This window comes from Yinghuangia soli, from assembly GCF_021502675.1.
In the GTDB taxonomy this organism is placed as follows: Bacteria; Actinomycetota; Actinomycetes; order Streptomycetales; family Streptomycetaceae; genus Yinghuangia; species Yinghuangia soli.
Window position 1 is genome coordinate 165,926 of record NZ_JAKFHA010000010.1, and the last position, 26,065, is coordinate 191,990.

A 26,065-nucleotide genomic window follows, 5' to 3' on the forward strand; every position below is an offset into this window, starting at 1 on the left:
GGGCGCGAAGATCCCCGGACGCCCCCGGCCCGCCCCGGGCGGCCCCGGTTTTCCGGTCCCCCAGGGGCTGTTTCGCGTGCTTCGGGAACCGCGCAATGCCGAGCGACGTTACTCTTGGAAGACCGTCCCTTTGCATTTCCATGACTCATGGCCCCTGCCTCGGCCCTGAGCCCGTTGCCGCATCCACCGGAAGGCCGCCGCCGTGACCACCCTCGCCATCGGGCCTTCCTGGCTCGACCCCGAGTACTTGATCTCGACGTTCGGCCTCATCGGCATCCTCGCCATCGTCTTCGCCGAATCCGGCCTGCTCATCGGGTTCTTCCTGCCGGGCGACTCGCTGCTGTTCACCACCGGCCTCCTGGTCGCCGACGGCAAGTACCTCGACCAGCCGCTGTGGCTCGTCTGCCTGCTCCTGGTGATCGCCGCCATCGCGGGCGACCAGGTCGGCTATCTCTTCGGCCGCAAAGTCGGCCCCACGCTCTTCACGCGCCCCAACTCCCGGCTCTTCAAACAAGAGAACGTGGCCAAGGCCAACGAGTTCTTCGAGAAGTACGGGCCGCGCTCGATCGTGCTGGCCCGCTTCGTCCCCATCGTGCGCACCTTCACGCCGATCGTGGCCGGCGTCGCCAACATGAAGTACCGGACGTTCGTGCTCTACAACGTCATCGGCGGCATCCTGTGGGCCTGCGGCGTCACGGTGCTCGGCTACTTCCTGGGCCAGATCGGCTTCGTGCGCACCAACATCGAGTTCATCCTCATCGGGATCGTCGCGCTGTCCGTCCTGCCGATCGTCTACGAGGTGCTGCGGGCCCGGGCCGGCTCGCGTGCCGCGCGCGCCGAGGCGCGGTCCGAGGAGCCGCAGGAGACGCACGCGGGCGCCCGACGTACGGACTGACGTACAAGCGCGGCGCCCCGCGGCGGTAGCGTCTGCGCATGCGTCCTCTCCTTGCCGCGCAGACCTCGCTGCCGCCCCTGTGGAGCCTCGACCGGGTGCCCGGAGCCTCGGTCTGGCTGGCGCACACCGAGGACGGCGAGCTGCTCGTTCTCGACGACTCGCTGGCGGTGGTGCGCACCGTGCCGCTGCCGCGCGAATGGAAGGGCGGCCACGCGGTGGCGCCCGACCTGTCGTTCGTGGCCGCGTCCGGTCCCGACCGGGTCAGCGTGCTGGACATGACCGGACGTCAGATCTGGTCGCATCCGCACGCCGACTGGGAGTTCGAGGAATCCGGCTCGTGCGTGGTGAGCACCGATGCGCGCGGCGTGTGGGCGGTGGTGCGCACCGAGGAGGGCGACGCCTGCGTGCTGTTCGACGCGCGCGAGGGCACCGTGCTGCGCACCGCGCCGCTCCCGGCGTCCACGGTGGGCTCCGAACTGCTGCCGCATCCGGACGGCCTGCACGTCGGCGTCGCGGCCGGGCACGGCGACGACGCGTACCGGATCTTCCTGGTCGGCTCGGACGGCGACGGGCCGCCCGCCGAGATCGCCGCGGGCGACAGCCGCATCCTCATCGACATCCAGCCGGGCTCCGGCCTCATGCTGACCACGCCGTACGGCCAGGGTCCGCTCGCGCTGCTGCGCTCGCCGGACGGCGGGATCGTGGCGGCCCGCCGGCCGGACGCGCTGTTCCCGGAGGACGACGAGGTCTTCGACTTCTACGCGGGCTTCCTCGGTCCCGACCGGGTGGTCGCGGCGTCCTCGAACCAGCGCCACGTGGTGTTCTCGGTGCCCGACCTGCGCCCGGTGGCCGAGGTCGACTACCCGGACGACGAGGGCCGCGCGTGGCTCGTGGTGCGGCACGACGGCACGTGGGTGACCGCCGACCCCGATTCGGGGCTGGTGCGGCTGTGGCAGGTTCCCGGGACGCTCGGCCGATAGAGCCAAAGGTCACAATCTGTGATGCGCTAGTCACTTCATGTCACTAATGTGGCGTGCGTGACCCGTAGCGCGCCGCGGAAGCGGAAGATCCTGTTCCGGGCGGTCGCGCGCGGCGGACCGCCTGCCGCTCTGGCGCTGGCGCTGCTCGCCGGTCCGGTCGTCGCCGCACCCGGGGACGATCCGGGCGCCGGGGCCTTCCCGGATGCCGGCCAGGTGGACCGCGCCCGCACCGACGTGCAGGCCAAGGCCGCGGATGCGGTCCGCCTGCAGGCCGAACTCGACCGCGCCCGCGCCGAACTCGACCGGAGCGCGCTGGACGCCGCCCGCGCGGTCGAGGCCTACAACGGCGCCCAAGTGCAGGCCGGGCTGGCCGCCCGGGCCGCCGGGCAGGCGAAAGAGCAGGTGGCCGCCGCCGGGACCGCAGTCGCGCAGGCCCGCGACGAACTGGGCCGACTGGCCGCAGAGGCCTACCGGATGGACGGCGGCTCGCGCCTCGGCACGCTCGGCATGCTGCTCGACTCGTCCACACCGTCCGAGGCCGCCATGCGAGCGGAGGCGATGCGGACCGTGCTCCGGGCCCGCGAGGAAGGCCTGCGGCGCAGCAGCGAGGCCGCCCGCCTCGCGCAGACCGCCCGGCACACCGCCGAGGCCGCCGCCCGGCGCACCCGGGAGACCGCCGAGACGGTGCGCAGCGCCTATGCCGCGGCCGCCGCCAAGGTCGCCGAACAGCAGTCCCGGGTAGGAGAGTTCGCCCTGCGGCAGGACCGCCTCCTGGCCGACCTGGCGGCCGCCCGCGACACCACGCTCGAACTCGAGCGGCAGCGCCAGGAAGGCCTCGCCGAACAAGCCCGGCAGCGTGCCGAGGCCGAGGCCCGGCGCCGCGCCGAGGAGGCCGCCCGGCAGACGGCCGCGGCCGCAGGACGGCCCCAGGCCCGGCCCGGCGCCGCCGGCGGAGCCTCCGGCGGGAGCGCCCAGGCGGCCCGGCCGGCCCCGGTCCGCAGCGGCGCCGCCGCGGCGATCGCCTACGCTAAGGCGCAACTCGGCAAGCCGTACATCTGGGGCGGCGAGGGCCCGCACGGCTACGACTGCTCGGGACTGGTCGTGCAGGCCTGGCGCCAGGCGGGTGTCGCGCTGACCCACTTCGCGGCCACCCAGTACGCCGAGAGCCGGCCCGTCGGCTACGCCGAACTCCGGCCCGGCGACCTGATCTTCTGGACCGAGACGCCGCGCGCCGAGGACATCCACCACGTCGCGATGTACCTCGGCGACGGCCTGATGATCCACGCCCCGCGCACCGGCGACGTGATCCGGATCAGCAGCATGTTCTATATGGGCACCCCGGACTTCTACGCCCGCCCCTGACCCCGGTCACCCGGGCAGGCGAAAGGGCGGTCTCCCCATCCGGGAGGACCGCCCTTTCGGGTGCTGCGGGTCCTGCGAGAACTGCGGTACCGCGTACGGACGCGGGTCACCGTGGCCGCCGGCGAGGCGGTCAGTGGTGGCCCGACTCCTTCAGGCGCTTGAACGACGCCTCGACCTCGGCCTCGGCCTCGACGCGGCCGACCCAGTCGGCCCCCTCGACGGACTTGCCGGGCTCGAGGTCCTTGTACACCTCGAAGAAGTGCTGGATCTCGAGCCGGTCGAACTCCGGCACGTGGTGGATGTCGCGCAGGTGCTCCATGCGCGGGTCGGTCGCGGGCACGCACAGGACCTTGTCGTCGCCGCCGGCCTCGTCCGTCATCCGGAACATGCCGATCGCGCGGCAGCGGATGAGCACGCCCGGGAAGGTCGGCTCCTCCAGCAGCACCAGGGCGTCCAGCGGGTCGCCGTCCTCACCCAGGGTGTCCTCGATGAAGCCGTAGTCGGCCGGGTAGCGCGTCGAGGTGAAGAGCATGCGGTCGAGCCGGATGCGGCCGGTCTCGTGATCCACCTCGTACTTGTTCCGCGAACCCCGAGGGATCTCGATGGTGACGTCGAACTCCAAGGCTCCTCCATCCATTGTTCGGCCGGGATCATCAGGGTCTGTCCGTGGCGTCGGCGGGCCGCACGGCACCCTGAAGCGGCCGGTCAGGGCCTTTCGGGGACGTGGCGGACTGCCTGCGGACTCGGACGGCCGCGCCGGGCCTCGGCCGGGCCGGCGGCCCTCCTCGACGCACGGTGGACGGTGTTTCGGTGGGGACGTCCTGCACACCCGTAGGGGTGACAGGAGTCCTGCCGGAGTCCCGAACAGAACCTAGTCTGCTGACAGTGTCTCGCATGCCCGCCGGGGCTGCCGAAGTGGATCTGTCGAAAGGGGTTGGTCGCGCGTGCCCAGGGTGAGGACGGTGGCCCTGGCCGCAACCGTCGCGGGGATCCTGCTGGCGGTCCTTGCGGTCTGGGCCGCAGGCCCCTGGCAGGACGGTTACCGGGTCGGAGAGCACCACGGCAGCAAGCGCAGCGGCGGAGCCCAGGCCGGTGCGCAGGGTGCGTCCGGTGCCGCGGGCGGCGGTACGGGTGAGAGGCGTATCACACCGCCGGTGCTCGCCCCGGTGGACGAAAACCCGGCCGGACGGCTGCCCACCGACCAGGGCGTCAAGGCCGTCCTGGAGCCGCTGCTGGCCGACAAGACGCTCGGCGGCCCCGGCAAGACCGCGGTCTCCGTCGTGGATGTCGCCACCGGCCGCACGCTCTACGCCGTGGACGCCGACCGCGGGGCGGTCCCCGCGTCCACCACCAAGGTCGCCACCGGCGTCGCCGCGCTGGCCGCCCTCAAGGCCGACCAGCGGTTCACCACCCGCGTGCTGGCCGGCGCGGCCCCCGGCACGATCGTGCTCGTGGGCGGCGGCGACCCGACGCTGACCGCGCTCGACGGCTCGCAGTACGCCGGGCAGTACGCCCCCGCCCGGCTGGACGCGCTGGCCGCCGCCACCGCGAAGGCGCTGCGCGCCGCGGGCATCACGCAGGTCCAGCTCGCCTACGACACCTCGCTGTACTCCGGGCCGGCCAACCACCCGATCAGCCCGAACGACAACATCGCGCCGGTCGTCGCCCTGATGGCCGACGAAGGCCGCGTCGACGGCAAAAAGGTCGAGGGCCCCAGCGCCCGCGTCGCCGACCCGGCCGCCAAGGCCGCCGAGCAGTTCGCGCAGCTCGTGGCCCGCCAGGGCATCGCGGTCAACGGCAAACCCGCGGCCGGCAGCGCCGCGGCCGGCACCGCCGGCACCTCGGTCGACCCGGCCCCGGCCGCGCAGGCCGGCACGGCCCCCGCGCCCGGCACCGAACTCGCCGCGGTGCACTCGCCGCCGGTGCCCGAGGTCGTCGAGCAGATGATGATGGCCAGCGACAACGACATCGCCGAGGCGCTGCTGCGGCACATCGCGGTCGCCAAGGGCAAGCCCGCGTCCTTCGCGGGCGGCAGCGAGGCCGTCAAGGAGGTCCTGGCCGGACTCGGCGTGAACCTCGGGGCCATGCACCTGGAGGACGGCAGCGGCCTCAACCGGGCCAACAAGCTGCCGCCGGCGGTGCTCACCGGGCTCATCACGCTCGCCGCGTCCCCTGCGCATCCCGAACTGCGCACCGCGGTCACCGGGATGCCGATCGCCGGGTTCACCGGCACCCTCAAGGACCGCTTCGGCCGGGCGGACGTCGCGGACGCGACCGGCATCGTGCGGGCCAAGACCGGCTCGCTGACCGGCGTCAGCACCCTGGCCGGCGTGGTGCGCGACGCCGACGGGCGGCTGCTCGCCTTCGCGTTCCTGGCCGACCAGGTCCCGGGCGGCGCCGACTTGGCCCGCCCGGCCCTCGACAAGATGGCCGCGGCCCTCGGCGACTGCGGCTGCGGCACCCCCGCGGCCTCCGCACCGGCCGCCGCGGCCGGGTGACCGGAATGCGCGATGGCCGGTACCGACCGGAAAACGCGCGCTTCGCCCGCCCAAACACTCCTTCCAGCACGTACGGTGGCCGTATGACGAGCGGTGCGGACATGATCGACTGGGACCTGGCCGTCTCCACGGCGAACCGGCTGGTGCGTCCCGGGCCCGAGGTGACCCGCGACGAGGCCCGCGCCGTCGTCGCCGAACTCCGGGCGCACGCCGCGGAATCCGAGGGACACGTACGGGCTTTCACCGGCCTGGACACGCGCGGCAACGACACGCCCGTGCTGATCGTGGACCGGGCCGGCTGGGTGCGCGCCAACGTGCAGGGCTTCCGCCATGTGCTGCGTCCCCTGCTCGACAAGGTCAACGAACGCCGCGAGAACATCCCCGGCGGCAACGCCCTGACCGGCATGGGCAGCAAGGTCACCGGCCTGGAACTGGGCACCCTGCTGTCCTTCCTGTCCGCCCGAGTGCTCGGCCAGTACGAGACGTTCGCCCCCGCGGCACTGCCGGACAACCCGGACATCCCGGCCACCGCGGAGGGTGCCGAGGACGGACTCGGCGGCAAGCGGCTCTCCGCGGGCCCGGGGCGCCTCCTGCTGGTGGCGCCCAACATCGTCCAGGTGGAACGCGAACTGGACGTCGCACCGCGCGACTTCCGCCTGTGGGTGTGCCTCCACGAGGAGACCCACCGCACCCAGTTCACCGCGGTCCCGTGGCTGCGCGACCACCTGGAGCAGGAAGTCCACGCGTTCCTGACCGAGACCGAGGTCGACCCCGCCGCGATGGCGCGCCGCTTCCGGGACGCCGCGCAGGCCCTGGTCGCGGGCCGCCGCGGCGACGCCGACGAGGAGTCCCGGGGCGGCGACGGCTCGCTGGTCGAACTCGTGCAGACCCCGGTCCAGCGCGAGATCCTGAGCCGCATCACCGCGGTGATGTCGCTGCTCGAAGGGCACGCCGACTACGTCATGGACGGCGTCGGCCCGCAGGTCATCCCGAGCGTCGGCGAGATCCGCGAGAAGTTCCAGCAGCGCCGTGCCCGCGGCACCGGCCGCCTGGACCTCGCGCTGCGCAAGCTGCTCGGCATGGACGCCAAGCTGCGCCAGTACAAGGACGGCGAGCGCTTCGTGCGCATGGTCGTCGACCAGGTCGGCATGGACGGCTTCAACCGGGTGTGGACCTCGCCCAACACGCTGCCCACGCGCGGCGAGATCGCCGACCCGCAGACCTGGGTGGACCGCGTGCACAGCACCCGCTCCGCTCCCGAGTAGGCAGTCCGCAGGGCCGGCTCCGCCCGCACGGGCGGGGCACGGCCCGCCGGGCAGAGCCGCAACCGGCCCGAGGCAGGGCCATGAGCCGGGCCGGGCAGGCCGAGCAGGCACGCGATATCGGGATCCACTCAGAGTATCCGCACGACTACTTTCCGGTGCGACACTCCGCAAGCTTCACGCAGTCGGTCCAGTGCGTGCCGTAGCTTTGAAGCACGTTCAGCGGATTCCGGGTCGCACCGCCGCCTGCGTCGGCCGGGGATCGCGCACTGCGCGGCCCGGCTCACACGGCCCGCGCCGAGCGCCGTGCACCCCCAGGAGGTAGAGCGTGGGTCCGCATCCTGCTGTCGCCGCGACCCGGGTCGCCGTCCGTGACGTGCTGCGCTCGATGAGCCCAGGCGATCTGGTCCTGGTGGCCTGCAGCGGCGGAGCGGACTCGCTCGCGCTCGCCGCGGCCACCGCTTTCGAGGCCTCGCGCGCGGGCATCCGGGCCGGCGCCATCACCATCGACCACGGCCTGCAGCCGGGTTCCACCGGCCGGGCCGTCGACCTGGTGGGCCGGCTGCGTGCGATGGGCCTGGACCCGGTCGAGGCACTCGGTGTCCGGGTCGGCCGGCGCGGCGGGCCCGAGGCTGCGGCCCGCACCGCGCGCTACGAGGCGCTCGACATCGCAGCGGCCCGGCACCAGGCCCGCGCGGTGTTCCTCGGGCACACCCTCGACGACCAGGCGGAGACCGTCCTGCTCGGGCTGGCCCGCGGTTCCGGGGCGCGCTCGCTGGCCGGGATGCCCGCGGTCATAGGGCACTACCGGCGGCCGCTGCTCGGCATCGACCGCGACACCACCCGCGCGGCCTGCGTCGCGCTGGACCTCGCCACCTGGGACGACCCGCACAACGCGGACCCGGCGTACACCCGGGCCCGGGTGCGGCACGACGTCCTGCCGGTCCTGGAGAAGGCGCTCGGTCCGGGCATCAGCGAGTCGCTGGCCCGAACCGCCCGGCTGTTCCGCGACGATGCGGACGCGCTGGACGCCTGGGCGGACCGCGTGCAGGCCGAACTGACCCTGGAGGACGGCGGCCTCGACGTCGAGGCGCTGGCCGAACTGCCCGCCGCGGTACGCCGCCGGGTGCTGCGCCGCAAGGCGATCAGCGTCGGCTCGCCGCCCGGCGACCTGTTCGCCCGGCACGTGGACATGGTCGAGCGCCTGGTCATCTCGTGGCGCGGGCAGGGCCCCATCAACCTGCCGGGCGGCGTGGAGATACGCAGGCGATGTGGAAAGCTTCTCTTCCACCGACCCTCGCAGCTTTGAGTCTGGGTCCGCCGGATCACGCCGGACCCCGGACCGCCCGGCTTTCGCGCCGGAGGCCCCGCCTCGGGGACTGCACAGGACACTCGTAGGGAAGAGCACTGGTGGACGAGAAAGACATGGGCACCGACCTCGCGCGCGTGCTGGTCACCGAGGACGAGATCAACGCCAAGCTGCGCGAGCTGGCGGACCAGATCGACCGCGACTACGAAGGCCGCGACGTCCTGCTGGTGGGTGTCCTCAAGGGCGCCGTCATGGTGATGGCCGACCTGGCCCGGGCCATGCACTCGCCGGTCAAGATGGACTGGATGGCGGTCTCCTCCTACGGCTCCGGGACCAAGTCGTCCGGCGTCGTGCGCATCCTCAAGGACCTCGACACCGACATCGCGGGCCGCGACATCCTGGTGGTCGAGGACATCATCGACTCCGGGCTCACGCTGTCCTGGATGCTCGCCAATCTCGCCTCGCGGGGCCCGGCCTCGCTCGAGGTCTGCGCGTTCTTCCGCAAGCCCGAGGCCGCCAAGGTCGACATCCCGGTGAAGTACCTGGGCTTCGACATCCCGAACGAGTTCGTCGTCGGGTACGGCCTGGACTACGCCGAGCGCTACCGCAACCTGCCGTTCGTGGGCACCCTCGCGGAGCACGTGTACTCCGGCGCGAAGCCGCACTGACGCCCGGTCCGGCGCCGGTCCCGAGCCGGACCGGCGCCGCCCGTACGCCGCTTCGGGGCACCCCCGGCCACCCGGTCCGAGCGATTCCGGTTACCGCGCGCGCACGGCGGGAACGGTGAACGCGACTTTCGGGAACAACGGAACGCACCCCCCACGTTGGAGGGGTCGGTAGGAGTCGGCTCCGCGCCGCGCCGCCCATGGGCGACGCGCGGCGCGGTGCCGCGCCGACCTCCGGTGTACCTTCATACGCAGTGACACTTCGTGGGCGACACCGGACAGAGCAGTGAACCCGGGGCCATCAGGTCCTCGGGTATGGAGCTGGCAGGAGGGACGGGGCGGCTATAGCCCCGCATGAATGGACGTCAAGCGCATTTTCCGCGGGCCGATCATGTGGGTCGTGCTGGCCGTACTTGCTGTCTTCGTCCTGATGCAGCTCGTCGGCGGGTCGAGCGGCTACAAGGGTGTCGACACCAGCACCGTGATCCAGGCGATCAACAACGACCAGGTGAAGAGCGCCAAGATCATCGGCGGCAACGACCAGGCGGTCGAGCTGTCCCTCAAGGACGGCCCGGACGGCAAGCCGATCAAGATCGACGGCAGCTCCAAGATCAAGTCGTCGTACCTGAACGACCAGCAGGGCGACAGCATCGCCGATCTGCTGACCCAGAAGGCCGCCGAGGGCAAGATCAAGGACGGCTACACGGTCAAGATCGGCAAGCAGAGTGCGCTGGTCAGCATCCTCTTCTCGCTGCTCCCGTTCGCGCTGATCGTCATCGTCTTCCTGTTCCTGATGAACCAGATGCAGGGCGGCGGCTCCCGGGTGATGAACTTCGGGAAGTCGAAGGCGAAGCTGATCTCCAAGGACACCCCCAAGACGACGTTCGCCGACGTCGCGGGAGCCGACGAGGCCGTCGAGGAGCTCCAGGAGATCAAGGAGTTCCTCCAGGAGCCCGCCAAGTTCCAGGCGGTCGGCGCCAAGATCCCCAAGGGCGTGCTGCTCTACGGCCCGCCCGGAACCGGCAAGACGCTGCTGGCCCGCGCGGTGGCCGGCGAGGCCGGCGTGCCGTTCTACTCGATCTCCGGCTCGGACTTCGTCGAGATGTTCGTCGGTGTCGGTGCCTCCCGGGTCCGCGACCTGTTCGAGCAGGCCAAGGCGAACGCCCCGGCCATCGTCTTCGTCGACGAGATCGACGCGGTCGGCCGGCACCGCGGTGCGGGTCTGGGCGGCGGCCACGACGAGCGCGAGCAGACCCTCAACCAGCTGCTGGTCGAGATGGACGGCTTCGACGTCAAGGGCGGCGTGATCCTGATCGCGGCCACCAACCGGCCCGACATCCTGGACCCCGCGCTGCTGCGCCCGGGCCGCTTCGACCGGCAGATCGCGGTCGAGCGCCCCGACCTCGAGGGCCGCTTCTCGATCCTCAAGGTGCACGCCAAGGGCAAGCCGGTCACCGAGGACGTCGACCTGCGCGCGGTGGCCAAGCGCACCCCCGGCTTCACCGGTGCCGACCTCTCCAACGTGCTGAACGAGGCCGCGCTGCTCACCGCGCGCGGCAACGGCAAGCTGATCGACAACAAGTCGCTCGACGAGGCGATCGACCGCGTGGTCGCCGGTCCGCAGAAGCGGACCCGCCTCATGAGCGACAAGGAGAAGAAGATCACCGCGTACCACGAGGGCGGCCACGCCCTGGTGGCGCACGCACTGCCGAACAGCGACCCGGTCCACAAGATCACGATCCTGTCCCGGGGCCGCGCGCTCGGCTACACCATGGTCCTCCCGGAGGAGGACAAGTACTCCACCACGCGCAACGAAATGCTCGACCAGCTGGCCTACATGATGGGCGGGCGCGCGGCGGAGGAGCTCGTCTTCCACGACCCGACCACCGGCGCCTCGAACGACATCGAGAAGGCCACCGGTCTGGCCCGCGCGATGGTCACGCAGTACGGCATGACGGAGCGCCTGGGCGCCATCAAGTTCGGCACCGACGGCTCCGAGCCGTTCCTGGGCCGTGAGATGAGCCACCAGCGCGACTACTCCGAAGAGGTCGCGGCTATCGTCGACGAAGAGGTCAAGAGGTTCATCGAGTCGGCGCACAACGAGGCGTGGGAAATCCTCGTCGAGAACCGCGACGTGCTCGACAACCTGGTCCTCGAGCTGCTGGAGAAGGAGACCCTCGACCGCCACGAGGTCGCGGCGATCTTCGCCCCGGTCACCAAGCGCCCGGCCCGTCCGGCGTGGACCGGTTCCAGCCGCCGCCAGCCGTCCAGCCGCCCGCCGGTCATGACCCCCAAGGAACTGACCGTCAACGGCTCGGGCAACGGCAACGGCACGCTCAACGGTGGCGAGGCGGCCACCACCGGTTCCACCGGGACCGCGGGCACCGGCGTGTCCGACGGTCCGTCCGACGCTGCGGAGAACTGAACGTGACGATCGACCCGGTCACCCTCGACGGCGGCGGCGCCGTGGGTGAGTTCGACCAGGACCGCGCCGAGCGGGCGATACGCGAGCTGCTGATCGCGGTCGGGGAGAACCCCGACCGCGAAGGCCTCAAGGACACCCCGGCCCGGGTGGCCCGGTCGTACCGCGAGATATTCGCGGGACTCCGGCAGAACCCCGAGGACGTCCTGACCACCACCTTCGACCTCGGCCACGACGAGATGGTGCTGGTCAAGGACATCGAGGTGTACAGCTCTTGCGAGCACCACCTCGTGCCCTTCCACGGGGTCGCCCACGTGGGCTACATCCCGTCCGAGGACGGCCAGATCACCGGGCTGTCCAAGCTGGCCCGGCTGGTCGACGTGTTCGCCAAGCGCCCGCAGGTCCAGGAGCGGCTCACCACGCAGGTGGCCGACGCCCTGGTCCGCATCCTGCGGCCGCGCGGCGTCATCGTGGTGTTCGAGTGCGAGCACATGTGCATGACCATGCGCGGGATCCGCAAGCCCGGTGCCAAGACCGTCACTTCGGCGGTCCGCGGCCAGCTGCTCGACGCGGCCACCCGCGCCGAGGCGATGAGCCTGATCCTGCAGCGCTGACCGGCGGCCCGGCGACCGGGTGACGCGCCGCGCGGCGCACCGGCACCGCCTGGGCCGACTGGCCGTGCTCAGCCCCTACGCTGGGGGCCATGACAGCGACGACCAAGCCCGAAGGGAGCGCCGCCGGCCGAGGCCTGGAACGGGATGCGAGGCCGCCCACCGTGCGGGGACTGCCGGACTTCGGCCGCTGCGCGGTCATGGGCGTGGTCAACGTGACTCCCGACTCCTTCTCGGACGGCGGGCTCTGGTTCGATCCGGCCGAGGCCATCGAGCGCGGCCATGCGCTGATCGCCCAGGGCGCCGACCTGATCGACGTCGGCGGCGAGTCGACCCGCCCGGGCGCCGAGCGGGTGCCGCTCGACGAGGAACTGCGCCGGGTCGTCCCAGTGGTCCGCGAGCTGTCCGGGGCCGGTGCCCTGGTCAGCGTGGACACCATGCGGGTCGAGGTGGCCCGGGCCGCGGTCGAGGCCGGGGCCGCGGTGGTCAACGACGTGAGCGGCGGCCTGGCCGATCCGGCGATGGCCGCATTCGTCGCCGAGGCCGGCGTGCCGGTCGTGGTGATGCACTGGCGCGGGCACAGCCGGACCATGCAGGACAAGGCGCACTACGACGACGTGGTGGCCGAGGTCCGGGCCGAACTGGCCGAGCGCATGGACCGCGTGGTGGCCGCCGGAGTGGATCCCGAGTCGGTCATTCTCGATCCGGGTCTGGGATTCTCGAAGAACGCCGAGCACAATTGGGCGCTGCTCGCGCACCTGGAAGTGCTCACCGGCCTGGGGCGTCCGCTCCTGGTCGCGGCTTCCCGCAAGACGTTCCTCGGTCGGCTGCTCGCCGACGACCAGGGGCTGCGCCCGCCGCGCGGCCGTGACGACGCGACCGCCGCGGTGACCGCCCTTGCGGCGGCCGCCGGGGCCTGGGGGGTAAGGGTGCACGAGGTTCCGGCCTCGCGTGACGCGGTTCTGGTGGCGGCGGCCTGGCAGGCGGCCCTGTGAACGGCCCGATGAACGGCCCGGAGGACGAGCTGATGTCGCCCGCCCAGGCCGAGGTGCGCGATCTCAACCTCGCCTTGTGGACGGCCGTGGAAGAGGGCGACCTCGACCGGCTCGGCGCCATATGGGCGGACGGCCCCGAGGCCGAGAGCATCACCTGCGTGCACCCGGGCTGGCCGGTCCTGCGCGGGCGCACCGAGGTGCTGCGGTCGTACGCGCTGATCATGGCGAACACCAGCTACGTGCAGTTCTTCCTCACCGACGTGCAGGTCACGCTGGACGGCGAGGTGGCGATCCTGTCGTGCACCGCGAGCCTGCTGACCGGCATGGGCGAGGAGGACGGCGGCGACGAGGCCGGCTTCGCGGGCGGCCAGGCGGTGGTGACCAACATCTTCCGCCGGCAGCGCGGCGAATGGCGGCTGTGGCTGCACCACGCGTCCCCGGTGCTCGCCGAGGCCGACGGCGACGACGAGCTCTGACGGCGGCCGGCCCGGAGCGGTCCGGGCTGCCCGCCCTCGTCGTGCAACGCGGCGTATGCCCTGGTGCGTCGGGAAGAGTGGAGCACGGGAGCCGGTTGTGTCCCGTGTAGCAGCTTGTCCCGGCAGGGCTTACGGCACCCCACCCGGGGAGTCGTGTCGGCTTGCCTGGGTACATTCGTAGGGCACCAAGGCGATCGAAGACCATCGAGATGCCCCCGAGTGCGCCGGAGAAGAAGTAGTGCGCCGAGGAGGGCGACCTGATGCTGGACCGCGTCGCGTTGCGGGGATTGAAGGCCCGGGGGCACCACGGGGTGTTCGACCACGAGCGTGAGGAAGGCCAGACCTTCATCGTCGACCTGGTGCTGGGCATCGACACGCGACCGGCGGCCGACGGCGACGATCTCGAGCTGACCGCGCACTACGGCGTCATCGCCGAGGAGGTCGTGGCCGTCGTGCAGGGCGAGCCGGTGAACCTCATCGAGACGCTGGCGCAGCGGATCGCCGACGCGTGCCTGGCGCACAAGCAGGTCGAGGAGGTGGAGGTCGTCGTGCACAAGCCCGACGCACCGATCACCGTGCCGTTCGACGATGTGACCGTGACGATTGTTCGGAGTCGTGTGTGACGGATCTGGGGACGGACACGCTCATGCGGATGCAGGCCCTCAGCGGCCCGCATCGCGCGGTGCTGGCGCTGGGCAGCAACCTGGGCAACCGCAGAGACAACCTGCAGGGCGCGATCGATGCGCTCGCCGACACCCCGGGCATCCGGGTCAACGTCGTCTCGCCGCTGTACGTCACCGAGGCGGTGGGCGGTCCCGAGGACCAGCCCGAGTACTTCAACGCGGTGGTCCTGGTCGACACGTTCCTCAGCCCGGAGATGCTCCTGGAGCGCGCCAACGCGGTCGAAGAGGCCTTCCAGCGGGTGCGCACCGAGCACTGGGGGCCGCGCACCCTGGACGTCGACATCATCGTGTACGCCGACAAGGTGTCCGACGACCCGCACCTGACGATCCCTCACCCGCGGGCCCACGAGCGGGCCTTCGTGCTCGCCCCCTGGGTGGACGCGGACCCCGCCGCGGAGCTGCCCGGACACGGCCGGGCCGCCGACCTGCTGGCCAAACTGAGCATGGCCGGCGTGGTGCGCCGGGACGACCTGGAGCTGAGGCTTCCGGAGTGAAGCCGACGCGTCCCGCCCTGCTGCTCGGTCTGGCTGCGGCCACCGGAGCGCTGTCGTACGGCGCCGTCGACCTGTGGCTGACCCGCGGCACGCCGCCCGGGGTGCCGGTGCTCGCGCCGTTCGTGCTGCTGCTGCTTGCCGTGGTGGCGCTGGCCACCGGCCTGTCGCTGCGGGCCCGCTTCAAGGCCCAGCGCGAGCGCCGCGTGGACGCCAAGCCGGTGGACCCGCTGACCGCGGCGCGCGCGGTGGTCTTCGCCAAGGCCAGTGCGCTGGTCGCCGCGCTGATCGGCGGGCTCTACGGCGGCTACGGCCTGTTCCTGTGGCTGCACCTGGACAACGACGCGCGCCGCGAGCAGGCCGCCCGGTGCGGCTTCTCGGTCGCCGCCGCGCTGCTGCTGGTGCTGGCCGCGCTGTTCCTGGAGCGCGTGTGCCGGGTGCCGGACGACCCGGAGCAGCCGGGCGGCGGCCGCTCGGCGTCCCCGTCGCGCTGACCCGCCCGCATCCCCTTCTCTCCGCCGACCGGCCTGCCACCCGGGTGAATTCCGCACCCGGCGCGGCAGGCCGGTTGCTTTTCGCATCCGCCGGGTAACTCTCCGCGAGGCCGCGGCAAGGCGGCCGTCGTCGCACCCACGGGGATGATGCGCCATGCGGGCCAAGTCGGTTGCCGTGGTGACGGGCCTGCTCATGCTGCTGGCCGGGGGGACGCCGAGCGCGTCCGCGGCCCCGCAGGCGCGGGCGGTGGACTGCGCCCGGCTGAAGTGCATCGCACTGACGTACGACGACGGCCCGGCGGCCGCCTCGACCGGCGCGCTCCTCGCGCACCTGCGGGCCCGCGGGGCCAAGGCGACGTTCTTCATGGTCGGCGCGCAGGCTGCCAGGCACCCGGCGATGGCCGCGCGGGTGGCGGCGGGCGGGCACGAGATCGGCAACCACACGTACTCCCACAAGGACTTGCGCAAGCTGTCGCCCGCGAAGATCCGGACCGAGGTGGCGCGCAGTGCCGCGGCGATCCGCCGGGCGACCGGCCGCACGCCGGCACTGATGCGGCCGCCGTACGGGGCCCACGACGCGAAGGTGCGCAGTGCGGTCGGGGCGCCGCTGATCATGTGGAGCATCGACACCCGGGACTGGGCGGACCGCAACGCCTCGGTGGTCGCCTCGCGGGTGATCGCGCAGGCCCGGCCCGGGGCGATCGTGCTCATGCACGACATCCACGCCACGACGGCCGCCGCGGCGCCGCGGATCCTCGACACGCTCGCCAAGCGGGGCTACACCTTCGTGACGGTGTCCGAGCTGCTCGGGAACCGCAGGCTCGCCAAGGGCGCGGTGTACGCGAAGCGCTGACGCCGGCCGGCCCGGCGGGTGCCGGGCGGTCAGTCGCCGATCGTGTCGATGGTCTCCAGCACCACGCGCTCGGGGTCGATGCCGGCCTCCTCGGCGCCCACCGACCGGCGCAGCGCCTCGTGCAGCCGCCCCGGCGTCAGCACGCCGAGGAACCGGTCGCCGTCGAGCACCGCGACCCAGCCCGCGTCGTACTGCAGCATCACGCCGAACGCGGCCTTCAGCGAGCTGCCGAACGGCACCCAGGCGTCCATCCGGCGGGCCCGGTCGCGCACGGTGCCGGTGCCGCCGATCGGTTCGCGGTCGTCGATCCAGCCGTGCAGGTCGCCGTCCGCGTCGAGCACCACGGCCCAGCGCGAGCCAGCCGCGCGCAGGCGCTCGGCGGCCTGCGGCAGCGGGTCGTCCAGGCGGACGACCGGCGGCAGTTCGAGGTCGTCGCGGGTGATCGGGGTGACCGCGAGGCGCTTGAGGCCGCGGTCGGTGCCCACGAAGTCGGCGACGTAGTCGTCGGCGGGGGTGCCGAGGACGGCGAGCGGGGTGTCGTACTGCGCGACGCGGCCGCCGGGTGCGAACACCGCGATGCGGTCGCCCATCCGGACCGCCTCGTCGATGTCGTGGGTGACCAGCAGCACGGTCTTCTTGAGCTCGCCCTGCAGCCGCAGGAACTCGGTCTGCAGGCGCTCGCGCACCACCGGGTCGACCGCGCCGAAGGGTTCGTCCATCAGCAGCACGGGCGGGTCGGCGGCCAGCGCGCGGGCCACCCCGACACGCTGGCGCTGCCCGCCGGAGAGCTGGTGCGGATAGCGGTCGCCGTACGTGTCCGGGGCCAGCCCGACCAGGTCGAGGAGGTCGCGGCCGCGCGCCCGGGCCTTGGCGCGGTCCCAGCGCAGCAGGGTGGGCACGGTGACCGTGTTGTCGAGCACCGTGCGGTGCGGCAGCAGTCCGCCGGACTGGATGACGTAGCCGATCCCGCGGCGCAGCTTGACCGGGTCGCGGCGGGTGATGTCCTCGCCGTCCACGAAGATGCGCCCGGAGGTCGGCTCGATGAGCCGGTTGACCATCTTCATGGTGGTGGTCTTGCCGCAGCCGGACGGCCCGACCAGCGTCACCAGGTCGCCGGCCGCGACGTCCAGCGACAAATCCTCGACGGCCGCGGTGCCGTCCGGGTAGCGCTTGGCGACGCGGTCCAGCCGGATCATGGCGGGGCGTTCGGCGGTCTCGCCGGTGCGGGGCATGCGGAGGCCTCCCGGGTACGGTCCGGGCTCGGGTACCCCGCGCGGTGCTCCGGCATGCCGCCGTACCGGAACGAGCGGGTGTGAACCGGGCGTCCGCGGGTACCGGCGGCGCGTGGTGACGGCAACGGCATCGGTACCTGCATCGGCGGCGACCGCGGACTCGGCCTCGGGGGACTGCCTCGAACAGAACGCGTGGATCTGCGGCGAGTACGTACGCGAGTACTGGCCGGACATCGCCACCGCGTTGCGCCAGCATGTCGTGCTGACCGTGGTCTCGGTGGTGATCGGCATGCTCATCGCGTTCCCGCTCGCCCTGCTGGTGCGGCGCCGGCCGGCCATGGGCCTGCCGGTGATCGGCACGACGACGGTGCTCTACACGATCCCGTCGCTGGCGATGTTCGCGATCCTGCAGCCGTTCACGGGTCTGGACGCCTCGACGGTGGTCATCGGCCTGGTGCTGTACTCGCTGACGATCCTGGTCGGCAACACCCTCGCCGGGCTGCGCGCGGTGCCCGCGGACGCGATCGAGGCGGCTCGAGGCATGGGGTACGGGCCGACCCGGCTGCTGCTCCGCGTCGAACTCCCGCTCGCGCTGCCGACCGTGATGGCCGGTGTGCGGGTGGCCACGGTGTCGACCGTCGCGCTGGTGACGGTCGGTTCGGTGGTCGGTTCGGGCGGCCTGGGCAACCTCATCCAGACCGGCATCGACACGCAGTTCAAGGCGCAGGTGCTGACCGCTTCGGTGCTGTGCGTGCTGCTTGCGGTGGCGTTCGACCTGGTGCTGCTGCTCGTGCAGCGGATGCTGACGCCGTGGCAGCGCACTCCGCGCCGCCGCCGGCGCAGGCGGGAGTTCGTCCCCGGGCCGGTCGCCGACGTCGGCATCGACGACACGCACGCCCGGCCCAAGGCGGTCGCGTGAACGTCATCGGGGATGCCTGGGACTGGTTGACCGACGGGTCGAACTGGACCGGCAGCGGAGGTATTTGGCAGCGCCTCACCGAGCATGTGCTGCTGACCGTGGGCTGCCTCGCGATCGCCGCGGCGATCGCGCTGCCGGTGGCGCTGTGGCTGGGGCACATCGGCAAGGGCGGCGCGCTGGCCGTCAACATCTCCAACATCGGCCGTGCGGTGCCCACGTTCGCGGTGCTGGCGCTGCTGGGCCTGAGCCCGTTGGGGATGGGTACCGCCTCGACGGTCGTCGCGCTGGTGCTGTTCGCGATCCCGCCGGTGCTGACGAACGCGTACGTCGGCATGCGCGGTGTGGACCGCGATCTGGTCGAGGCGTCCGCGGGCATGGGGATGTCCGGGTCGCAGACCCTGTGGCGCGTCGAACTCCCGCTCGCGCTGCCGCTGGTGGTGACCGGGCTGCGTACCTCCGCGGTGCAGGTGGTGGCCACCGCGACGCTGGCCGCGCTGGTCGCGGGCGGCGGGCTGGGCCGCATCGTCACGGCGGGCTTCCAGCTCCAGGACCAGGGGCAGGTGGTGGCCGGTGCGTTCCTGGTGGCGGTGCTCGCGCTGGTGGTGGAGGGGGTCTTCACGGTGCTGCAGAAGATCGTGGCCCGGACGCCCCGGCAGGGCGAGGGGAGCTGAGCGGACCGTGCGGAGCGGGCTTTTGCGGAGCGGGGCGCGGGTGCGCTTCCGACTGGCCGCCGCCGTCTGCGCGGCGCTGCTGACCGGAGTGTCCGCGACCGGCTGCGGGCTGCTCGATGCCGCACTCGGCGAGCAGAGCGGCGGAGTCACGATCGGCTCCCAGGGCTTCACCGAGAGCCGGATCCTCGCCGAGATGTACCGCCAGCTGCTGGAGGCCGGCGGCGTCGAGGCGAGCATCAAGACCGTCATGAACCGCGAACTCCTCGAACCCGCGCTGTCCAAGGGCGACGTCGCGCTCGCCCCGGACTACGCGGCCACGCTCGCCGAGTTCCTCAACCGCAAGGAGAACGGGCCGGACGCCCCGCCGGTCGCCTCGCCCGATCTGGACACCACGATGGCCGCACTCACCGCGCTCGCGGCCTCGCAGAACCTCGCACTGGGCGTCCCGACGCTCGCCGTGGACCAGAACGCCTTCGCGGTGACCCGCGAGTTCGCCGCGGAGCACAACCTCGAGACGCTGTCCGACCTGGGCGCCTCGGGTATCGAGGTACGCATCGCGGCAGGCGAGGAGTGCAATGTGCGGCCCTTCTGCGCGCCGGGCCTGGAGCAGACGTACGGCATCAAGGTGTCCGGCGTGGACCCGCTGGGCGTCGGCACCGCGGCGGCCAAGCAGGCCGTGCAGGACGGCCGCGACGACATGGTCCTGGTGACGACGACCGACGCCACCCTGGAGTCGTACGGCCTGGTGCTGCTCGCCGACGACAAGAAGCTGCAGAACGCGGACAACATCGTGCCGGTGGCGTACCGGGGCGACGCGGCGCAGGTGCTGCCGATCGTGGACCGGCTCGCGCCCGTCCTCACCACCGAGGATCTGGCCGGTCTCAACCGCAAGGTCGACCAGCAGCGGCGCCGCCCTGCGACGGTAGTGCATGACTATTTGACGGAGAAAGGCTTGATCTGACCGGTCCTGGCCTTACCGAATATTGAGGTTTGATTTGTCGATACGTCGTCAGTAGCCGGTGTGCCGCCATGCATTGAGACATGCGTCCGCGTTAAGGTCGCACCATGCCTCGTGGACGCCATCGCCAGTCCTCCGCCCTGCTGCGCATATCCGTGCTCTCTGCGGCACTCGCGCCCGCGCTGGTCGCGGTCTTGATCGCGGTGGCAGGCAGAAGCGGCGGCATATTGCGCGCCGCTGTCGGATGCGCCCTTGTCTCGGCCCTCGGGCTGCTCGGCCTGCTGTGGCAGAGCCGGCGCGGCTACGGCGAGGACCTCGCGCAGCGCCGCCGCGAGCGCGAGCGGCTGGCCGAGGCGGCCGCCGAAGAGCGCGACGCGCACGAGGCGACCCGGCAGCAGGCCGCCGAGCAGGAGCGGGAACTGGCCACCGCCCGCGACGAGTCCGACGCACTGCGTGCCCGGCTCGCGAAGGCCGAGGGGCGCGCCAAGGAGTACGAAACCCGGGCGAACGTCCAGACCGCCCGCGCGAAGGCGCTGCAGACCCGCGTCGACGACCTTTCTGTCCGGGCCGGCGAACTGGCCGCGCGGTCCGAGGAGCTGGCACTGCGCGCCGACCGGTACGAGGCCCGCTTGGCCGCCCTCGCGCCGGACCCGGTGCGGTTGACCCGCGAACTGTTCGTCCGCGGCGCTGCCGCCCTCGCCGGGCTGGAGAACTCCGGCCGCGGTACGGCTGATTCGATCGCGGCGCAGCCTGCGGCCTCGATCGCCGCCCCTGTTGCCGAGCTACAGGTCGAGCCGCAGGTCGAGCCGGTGGCGGAGCCGATCCGAGAGCCGGCGGCCCGGCCCGTCGCGGCCGAGGTCCCCGCGCCGGTCCGTCCGGTGGCCGCTGCGCCTGCCCTGCAGGCCGTACCGACCGCGGCTCCGGAACCGGCACCTGCACCGGTGCCCGTGCGGCCGGCCGCCGAACTGCCCGCCACGGCAAGCATCGAGACGCCTGTCGAGGCCCACGTCGAGGCCCCCGTCGAACTCCCTGCCGCACCGGTGATCCCCGGCGTGCGCCGCCGCCCGATCGCCGTGGAAGGGCTCGTCCCGGCTTACGCCGCCTCGCTGTTCGGCCCCCAGGACCCCAGGCCTGCCCCGCTGGCGCCGCAACCGCCGCTGCCGGCTGAGCAGTTCCCGCCGCCGCGCGATGCGGCCCCGGTCGCCGAGGTGCCGGCCGGCGAGCTGCTCCCGTTCCAGCGCGCCGCCGAACTCGCCGCCCCGGCTGCGCCGGTCGAGCCTGCCGTGCCCGCGCCCGACCTCGACCTCGGCATCGACGCCCTGGAGCCCGCGGTCACCGCGCTGCCCGCGGACGACGCCGTCGCCCGCGTGGTCCGCGACGTCGCCGACACCCTGAACGCGACCAAGGAGCGGATGGCCAAGGCGGAGAGCGGCGGCGCGTTCGACTTCTTCGGCCGCCAGCTGCCCGCCGCCCCGGTGATGCCGGCCCTGGAGGCCGCCGAAGCCGTCGAGGCCGCCGGCGAGGCGGACGGCGCCGAAAGCACCAAGGCCGCCGAGACCGCCGCGGCCGCCGAAGAGCGCCCGGCCCGCCCGGCCCGCGACGCCGCCGCCGGGTCCCGTTTCGAGACCGCCGTATTCGAGCCGGCCCGCCCGCTGGTCACGCACGAGCCGCGGACCGGCCGGGCGATCCCCGTCGACCTGACCGCGCACGACGACACCGAGATGCTGCCGCGCATCGTCGACACCCGGAAGCACGCCTGACCGCCGCACCGCGACGCAGGAGGGCCCGGCAGCCGTGCGGCTGCCGGGCCCTCCTGCGTATCCGGCGTCCGGCGCCCTACTTGTCGACGTCGCCCACCACGAAGAACATCGAGCCGAGGATCGCCACCATGTCCGCGATCAGGCAGCCCGGCAGGATCTCCGACAGCACCTGCACGTTGTTGTACGACGCCGAGCGCAGCTTGAGCCGCCACGGGGTCTTCTCCCCGCGCGAGACCAGGTAGTAGCCGTTCAGCCCGAGCGGGTTCTCGGTCCACGCGTAGGTGTGGCCCTCGGGCGCCTTGAGCACCTTGGGCAGCCGCAAGTTGATGGGCCCGGGCGGCAGTTGCTCCAGCCGGTCCAGGCACGCGTCGGCCAGGTCGAGCGAGACCGCGACCTGGTCGAGCAGGCACTCGAAGCGGGCCAGGCAGTCGCCCTCCTCGCGCGTCACCACCCGCAGCACGTCGGCCAGTTCGCCGTACGCCAGGTACGGCTCGTCGCGGCGCAGGTCGAAGTCCACGCCCGAGGCCCGCGCGATCGGCCCGCTGACCCCGTACGCGTGCACGGTCTCCGGGCTCAGCACCCCGACGCCGCGCGTGCGGGCCCGGAAGATCTCGTTGCCGTGCACGAGGTCCTGCAGGACCGGCAGCCGCGAGCGGACCTCGGCGACCGCGTGCCGGGTGCGGCCCAGCCACCCGGCCGGAAGGTCCTCCTTGAGCCCGCCGACCCGGTTGAACATGAAGTGCATGCGGCCGCCGGAGATCTCCTCCATGACCGACTGGATCTCCTCGCGGTCCCGGAACGCGTGGAAGATCGGGGTGATGGCGCCCAGTTCGAGCGGGTACGAGCCGAGGAACATCAGGTGGTTCAGCACCCGGTTCAGCTCCGCGAGCAGCGTCCGCGCCCACACCGCACGCTCCGGCACCTCCATGCCGAGCATGCGCTCCACGGCCAGCACCACGCCGAGTTCGTTGGCGAAGGCGGACAGCCAGTCGTGCCGGTTCGCCAGCACCAGGATCTGCCGGTAGTCGCGCACCTCGAAGAGCTTCTCGGCGCCGCGGTGCATGTAGCCGATGATCGGCTCGGCGCTGACGATCACCTCGCCGTCCAGCACCAGCCGCAGGCGCAGCACCCCGTGGGTCGAAGGGTGCTGCGGACCGATGTTGAGCACCATGTCGGTGGTGTCGAGTTGATCCGCGCCGATCCCGACGCCCACGGTGGCCTGAGTCATACCGCAGATTTTGCCAGGGATTCCCAGGGCTGCCCGGATTGTGCGGCGTCGGTTCCGAGAGCGGCCGCCTACGCTGAGGGCATGGATCACGCCCTCGCGCCGCCCGAGCAGCCGTGGCATCCGGTGTCGGAGCAGCTGTTCCGGGTGCGGAGGTTCCTGCTCGTGGCGGTGCTGGTGCCGCTCGCGGTCGCGGGCGGGGTGCTGGCCTGGATCTTCGTGGCGCCCTGGCTGGGCGCGCTGATCGCGGCCGGGCTGCTGGTCGCGACCGGGTGGGGCGTGGTGGCGCTGCGCCGCAACCAGCGGTCCTGGCGGTACGCGGAGCGCGCCGACGACCTGCTCATCGCGCACGGCGTGCAGTTCCGGCGGCTGGTGGTCGTGCCGTACGGCCGCATGCAGTTCGTGGACGTGACCGCGGGCCCGGTGGAGCGCCGCTTCGGCATCGCGACGATCACGCTGCACACCGCGTCGGCGGCCACCGACGCGGTGATCCGCGGGCTGCCCCCGGAAGAGGCCGCGCGGCTGCGGGACCGGCTGGCCGAGCGCGGCGAGGCGCGCTCGGCGGGTCTGTAGAGGCGGCGCGCCGATGACCGTGGAGCAGCAGTCCGGGCCGGTGCCCGGCGGGGCGGTGCCCGACAACGCCGAACCGCGGCGCCTGCATCCGCTGACCCCGGTGGCCCGCGGCTGGAAGGCGATGGCGGTGGTCATCGCGATCTTCGGGCAGCATGCCGCGCGCACCCAGGAGACCCGGCTGGGTGTGATCGTGGCCGGCTGCGTCTTCCTCGTGGCGCTGCTGTGGGGGCTGCTGACCTGGGCGTTCACGGTGTACCGGATCGAGGACGACGACCTGCGGATCGACTCGGGGGTGCTGTTCCGGCGGACCCGGCACGTGCACCTGGGCCGGCTGCAGGCGGTGGACGTGGTGCGTCCGTTCATCGCCCGCCTGCTGGGCCTGGCCGAGCTGAAGCTGCAGGTCGCGGGCGGCGACTCGGCGGAAGGCTCGCTCGCCTATCTGCGGGAGAGCGATGCCGCCGTGCTGCGCGCCGAGCTGCTGGCCCGGGCCGCGGGCGTGCGGCCGGACGCGGGGGAGGCCCCGGAGCGCCCGCTCGTCGTGGTGCCCATGCCGGTGCTGATCGGCTCGGTGCTGCTGTCGTTCGCGTCCTGGCTCTTCCTGCTGCCCACGCTGGGGCTGATCGTCGGCGGCGTGGCGACCGGCAACATGGCGCTGCTGCTCGGCTTCATCCCGCTGTTCATCCTGGCCTGGCAGTTCACCGTGGGCCGCGTGCTGCGCTACTTCGACTTCACGGTGTCCGAGTCGCCGGACGGGCTGCGCCTCGCGCACGGCCTGATCGAGCACCGGCACCAGACCGTGCCGCCGGGCCGCGTGCAGGCGGTGCGCCTGGTGCAGCCGTGGCTGTGGCGGGCGAAGGGGTGGGTGCGGGTCGAGGTCAACGTGGCCGGCTACGGCGGCGGCAGCGAGGACGGCAGCGAGAACCACGAGTCGACGCTGCTGCCGGTCGCCCCGCGCGAGGTGGCGCTGGGCGTGCTCGGCCGGATCCTGCCCGGCGTGGACGTGGACGCCGTCCCCCTGACGGCAGTGCCCGCGCGGGCCCGCTGGCACAGCCCCGTACGCCGCCGGAAGATGGCGTGCGGTGCGGACGAGAAGGTCTTCGTGGCCCGCCGCGGGGTCTTCCGCCGCGAGACCGATGTGATTCCGCACGCAAAAGTGCAGAGCGTGCGCCGCACCCAGGGACCGCTCGAACGGCTGCTCGGCCTGGCCACCGTGCACCTGGACTCCACCCCGGGCCCGGTACGGGTGACGGCCCCGCTGCGCGATGCCGAGGAGGCCTCCCGGCTGGTCGACGAACAGGCCGAACGCTCCCGGATCGGACGCCGAGGAGAGGGGCCTCACAGGTGGTCGTCGCTCTCAGGGGGTTCCCCTGAAAGGATCGATCGCTAATATCTGACGCATCGTCATATTCCCCGGGAGGTCACGATGAGTCAGGTGCCAGCGCCGCTGGCCGGAGTCCGGATCATCGAATGCTCGATGCTGGGCCCCGCCGCGATCACCTCGGCCCTGGTCGACCTCGGCGCCGAAGTGATCAAGATCGAGCCGCCGAACGGCGACTACATCCGCGACATGACGTGGCCGATCATCGAGGGCACGTCCCTGATGCATCTCCACATCAACCGCGGCAAGAAGTCGCTGGTGCTCGACCTTCGCAAGCCCGAGGCCGTGGCCACGTTCAAGGAACTGGTCAAGGACGCCGACGCGGTCATCGAGGCCATGCGCCCGGGCGGTCTCGCCAAGCGCGGCATCGGGTTCGAGGACCTCAAGGAGATCAACCCCAAGATCGTCTTCTGCACGATCTCGGGCTACGGCGCCACCGGCCCGTACCGCGACATGCCCTCGCACGGTGTCGCGTACGACACCTGGGCGGGCGTCGTGAAGCCGGCCTTCACCGAGGAAGGCCACCCGTTCACCCCCGAGCACGCCTCGATCGGCATCCACGCCGGTCCGCTGTTCGGCGCGCTGGGCGTGCTCGCCGCGATCATCCGGGCCCGCGCCACCGGCGTCGGCGGCCAGATCGACATCGCGCAGTCCGACGCGGCCGCCGCGATGGACTGGCTGCGCAGCGAGACCTACAAGGCCTACGAGCGCCCCGAGTCCGAGGTCACCGGCAACAAGACGGACAACTACGTCCGCCGCCTGCCGGGCACTGCGGGCATGACCGAGGGCGTCCGGTACCAGATGTACAAGTCCTCGGACGGCTACATCCTCTTCATGGCGTCCGAGCAGTCGCTGTGGAAGAACTTCTGCGAGGCGGTCGGCCGCCCCGAGCTGTTCGAGAAGTGGCCCGGCTCGACCTACGCGGACCACGCGGTCGGCAACATCGAGCTGCGCGACGAGCTGCGGGCGATCTTCGCGACCCGCACCTCGCTCGAGTGGCTCGCCTTCGGCAACGAGGCGAACACCCCGATCGCCCCGGTCAACGACCCCAAGACGATCGCGGACGACCCGCAGTTCCAGCACCGCTTCACGTGGTTCCCGAAGGAGGAGCTGGGCTCCGACCAGCTCTCCAGCCCGATCCACTTCGTGGGCGAGGAACTGCCGCGGCCGTTCAAGGCGCCGACCATCGGCCAGCACAGCGACGAGGTCCTCAAGAGCCTCCTCGGCTACGACGACGCCAAGATCGCCGAACTGCGCGAGGCGGGCGTCCTCGGCAAGAGCTGAACCACCCGGCCGCGGGCGTCCCCTCCGGACGCCCGCGCCCACAGCCTGTGGACGGTGCGCACTGCGTAC

General features: G+C 72.4%; 25 protein-coding genes. 22 read left to right on the top strand and 3 right to left on the bottom strand.

The annotated features are described in order from the left end of the window. Positions 1 to 202: 202 nt before the first annotated feature. The 3 genes from LZ495_RS19085 to LZ495_RS44925 are packed head-to-tail and all read left to right on the top strand — an operon-like array spanning position 203 to position 3,237. Positions 203 to 895 (top strand): DedA family protein, encoded by a 693-nt coding sequence (locus LZ495_RS19085; RefSeq protein WP_235053541.1) that lies wholly within the window; start codon positions 203 to 205, stop codon positions 893 to 895. Between the two features lie 38 nt (positions 896 to 933). Further along, a complete protein-coding gene (locus LZ495_RS19090; RefSeq protein ID WP_235053543.1) occupies positions 934 to 1,875 on the top strand; it encodes a hypothetical protein in 942 nt (313 codons plus the stop codon). A gap of 57 nt (positions 1,876 to 1,932) precedes the next feature. Next, the gene (locus tag LZ495_RS44925) at positions 1,933 to 3,237 is read left to right on the top strand and encodes a C40 family peptidase (protein ID WP_235053545.1); all 1,305 of its coding nucleotides are present in this window, start codon (positions 1,933 to 1,935) and stop codon (positions 3,235 to 3,237) included. 130 nt (positions 3,238 to 3,367) lie between these two features. Here the strand turns inward: LZ495_RS44925 and LZ495_RS19100 are convergent, their stop codons facing one another. After that, a complete protein-coding gene (locus tag LZ495_RS19100) occupies positions 3,368 to 3,859 on the bottom strand; it encodes an inorganic diphosphatase (RefSeq protein ID WP_231773328.1) in 492 nt (163 codons plus the stop codon). A gap of 322 nt (positions 3,860 to 4,181) precedes the next feature. Here LZ495_RS19100 and dacB point away from each other — a divergent pair, with 322 nt between their 5' ends. The 12 genes from dacB (at position 4,182) to LZ495_RS19160 (ending at position 15,996) form a co-directional block, all read left to right on the top strand. Next, positions 4,182 to 5,735 (top strand): D-alanyl-D-alanine carboxypeptidase/D-alanyl-D-alanine endopeptidase, encoded by a 1,554-nt coding sequence (gene dacB, locus LZ495_RS19105; RefSeq protein WP_235053546.1) that lies wholly within the window; start codon positions 4,182 to 4,184, stop codon positions 5,733 to 5,735. 83 nt (positions 5,736 to 5,818) lie between these two features. Further along, a complete protein-coding gene (locus tag LZ495_RS19110; RefSeq protein ID WP_235053547.1) occupies positions 5,819 to 7,000 on the top strand; it encodes an Rv3626c family coenzyme F420 biosynthesis-associated protein in 1,182 nt (393 codons plus the stop codon). Between the two features lie 325 nt (positions 7,001 to 7,325). After that, on the top strand, positions 7,326 to 8,306 hold the full coding sequence (gene tilS / locus LZ495_RS19115; protein ID WP_235053548.1) for a tRNA lysidine(34) synthetase TilS: 981 nt from the start codon (positions 7,326 to 7,328) through the stop codon (positions 8,304 to 8,306). 101 nt (positions 8,307 to 8,407) lie between these two features. After that, the gene (gene hpt / locus LZ495_RS19120; protein ID WP_235053549.1) at positions 8,408 to 8,974 is read left to right on the top strand and encodes a hypoxanthine phosphoribosyltransferase; all 567 of its coding nucleotides are present in this window, start codon (positions 8,408 to 8,410) and stop codon (positions 8,972 to 8,974) included. A 355-nt stretch (positions 8,975 to 9,329) separates the two neighbouring features. Beyond that, a complete protein-coding gene (gene ftsH, locus LZ495_RS19125; protein WP_235053550.1) occupies positions 9,330 to 11,396 on the top strand; it encodes an ATP-dependent zinc metalloprotease FtsH in 2,067 nt (688 codons plus the stop codon). Between the two features lie 2 nt (positions 11,397 to 11,398). After that, on the top strand, positions 11,399 to 12,007 hold the full coding sequence (gene folE / locus LZ495_RS19130) for a GTP cyclohydrolase I FolE (RefSeq protein WP_372498598.1): 609 nt from the start codon (positions 11,399 to 11,401) through the stop codon (positions 12,005 to 12,007). Between the two features lie 197 nt (positions 12,008 to 12,204). After that, entirely contained in the window at positions 12,205 to 12,999 is a 795-nt protein-coding gene (gene folP / locus LZ495_RS19135) for a dihydropteroate synthase (RefSeq protein ID WP_235053634.1), read from the top strand. Further along, complete coding sequence (locus tag LZ495_RS19140) at positions 12,996 to 13,475, top strand: nuclear transport factor 2 family protein (RefSeq protein ID WP_372498599.1); 480 nt, start codon at positions 12,996 to 12,998, stop codon at positions 13,473 to 13,475. Before folP ends, LZ495_RS19140 begins: the two co-directional genes overlap by 4 nt. A gap of 263 nt (positions 13,476 to 13,738) precedes the next feature. Continuing rightward, on the top strand, positions 13,739 to 14,098 hold the full coding sequence (gene folB / locus LZ495_RS19145; protein ID WP_235053638.1) for a dihydroneopterin aldolase: 360 nt from the start codon (positions 13,739 to 13,741) through the stop codon (positions 14,096 to 14,098). A 23-nt stretch (positions 14,099 to 14,121) separates the two neighbouring features. Then, on the top strand, positions 14,122 to 14,652 hold the full coding sequence (gene folK, locus LZ495_RS19150; RefSeq protein ID WP_235053639.1) for a 2-amino-4-hydroxy-6-hydroxymethyldihydropteridine diphosphokinase: 531 nt from the start codon (positions 14,122 to 14,124) through the stop codon (positions 14,650 to 14,652). Beyond that, positions 14,649 to 15,143, top strand: a complete 495-nt coding sequence (locus LZ495_RS19155) for a DUF3180 domain-containing protein (protein ID WP_235053552.1) — start codon at positions 14,649 to 14,651, stop codon at positions 15,141 to 15,143. The genes folK and LZ495_RS19155 overlap by 4 nt, the downstream gene beginning before the upstream one ends. A gap of 154 nt (positions 15,144 to 15,297) precedes the next feature. Continuing rightward, the gene (locus tag LZ495_RS19160) at positions 15,298 to 15,996 is read left to right on the top strand and encodes a polysaccharide deacetylase family protein (RefSeq protein ID WP_235053553.1); all 699 of its coding nucleotides are present in this window, start codon (positions 15,298 to 15,300) and stop codon (positions 15,994 to 15,996) included. A gap of 29 nt (positions 15,997 to 16,025) precedes the next feature. Here LZ495_RS19160 and LZ495_RS19165 read toward each other — a convergent pair whose 3' ends face one another. Beyond that, complete coding sequence (locus LZ495_RS19165; RefSeq protein WP_235053641.1) at positions 16,026 to 17,192, bottom strand: ABC transporter ATP-binding protein; 1,167 nt, start codon at positions 17,190 to 17,192, stop codon at positions 16,026 to 16,028. A 151-nt stretch (positions 17,193 to 17,343) separates the two neighbouring features. Between LZ495_RS19165 and LZ495_RS19170 the strand changes: the two genes are divergently transcribed. The 4 genes from LZ495_RS19170 to LZ495_RS19185 all read left to right on the top strand — a co-directional run bounded on the left by LZ495_RS19170 (position 17,344) and on the right by LZ495_RS19185 (position 21,536). Beyond that, a complete protein-coding gene (locus tag LZ495_RS19170) occupies positions 17,344 to 18,147 on the top strand; it encodes an ABC transporter permease (RefSeq protein WP_235053643.1) in 804 nt (267 codons plus the stop codon). Next, positions 18,144 to 18,818 (top strand): ABC transporter permease, encoded by a 675-nt coding sequence (locus tag LZ495_RS19175; RefSeq protein WP_235053554.1) that lies wholly within the window; start codon positions 18,144 to 18,146, stop codon positions 18,816 to 18,818. Before LZ495_RS19170 ends, LZ495_RS19175 begins: the two co-directional genes overlap by 4 nt. 40 nt (positions 18,819 to 18,858) lie before the next feature. Further along, entirely contained in the window at positions 18,859 to 19,779 is a 921-nt protein-coding gene (locus tag LZ495_RS19180; RefSeq protein WP_372498600.1) for an ABC transporter substrate-binding protein, read from the top strand. Between the two features lie 104 nt (positions 19,780 to 19,883). Then, positions 19,884 to 21,536 carry a hypothetical protein gene (locus LZ495_RS19185; protein WP_235053555.1) on the top strand — a complete coding sequence of 551 codons (1,653 nt, stop codon included), beginning with the start codon at positions 19,884 to 19,886 and terminating at the stop codon, positions 21,534 to 21,536. Positions 21,537 to 21,612: 76 nt separating this feature from the next. Here the strand turns inward: LZ495_RS19185 and LZ495_RS19190 are convergent, their stop codons facing one another. Then, positions 21,613 to 22,764 carry an NADH-quinone oxidoreductase subunit D gene (locus LZ495_RS19190; protein ID WP_235053556.1) on the bottom strand — a complete coding sequence of 384 codons (1,152 nt, stop codon included), beginning with the start codon at positions 22,762 to 22,764 and terminating at the stop codon, positions 21,613 to 21,615. An 81-nt stretch (positions 22,765 to 22,845) separates the two neighbouring features. Here LZ495_RS19190 and LZ495_RS19195 point away from each other — a divergent pair, with 81 nt between their 5' ends. Genes LZ495_RS19195 through LZ495_RS19205 form a run of 3 tightly spaced genes read left to right on the top strand, consistent with a single transcriptional unit; the run spans position 22,846 to position 25,996 of the window. Next, positions 22,846 to 23,334 (top strand): PH domain-containing protein, encoded by a 489-nt coding sequence (locus LZ495_RS19195; RefSeq protein WP_235053557.1) that lies wholly within the window; start codon positions 22,846 to 22,848, stop codon positions 23,332 to 23,334. 13 nt (positions 23,335 to 23,347) lie between these two features. Next, positions 23,348 to 24,721 (top strand): PH domain-containing protein, encoded by a 1,374-nt coding sequence (locus tag LZ495_RS19200; protein WP_235053559.1) that lies wholly within the window; start codon positions 23,348 to 23,350, stop codon positions 24,719 to 24,721. Positions 24,722 to 24,757: 36 nt separating this feature from the next. Next, positions 24,758 to 25,996, top strand: a complete 1,239-nt coding sequence (locus tag LZ495_RS19205; RefSeq protein ID WP_235053561.1) for a CaiB/BaiF CoA transferase family protein — start codon at positions 24,758 to 24,760, stop codon at positions 25,994 to 25,996. Positions 25,997 to 26,065 lie beyond the last annotated feature (69 nt).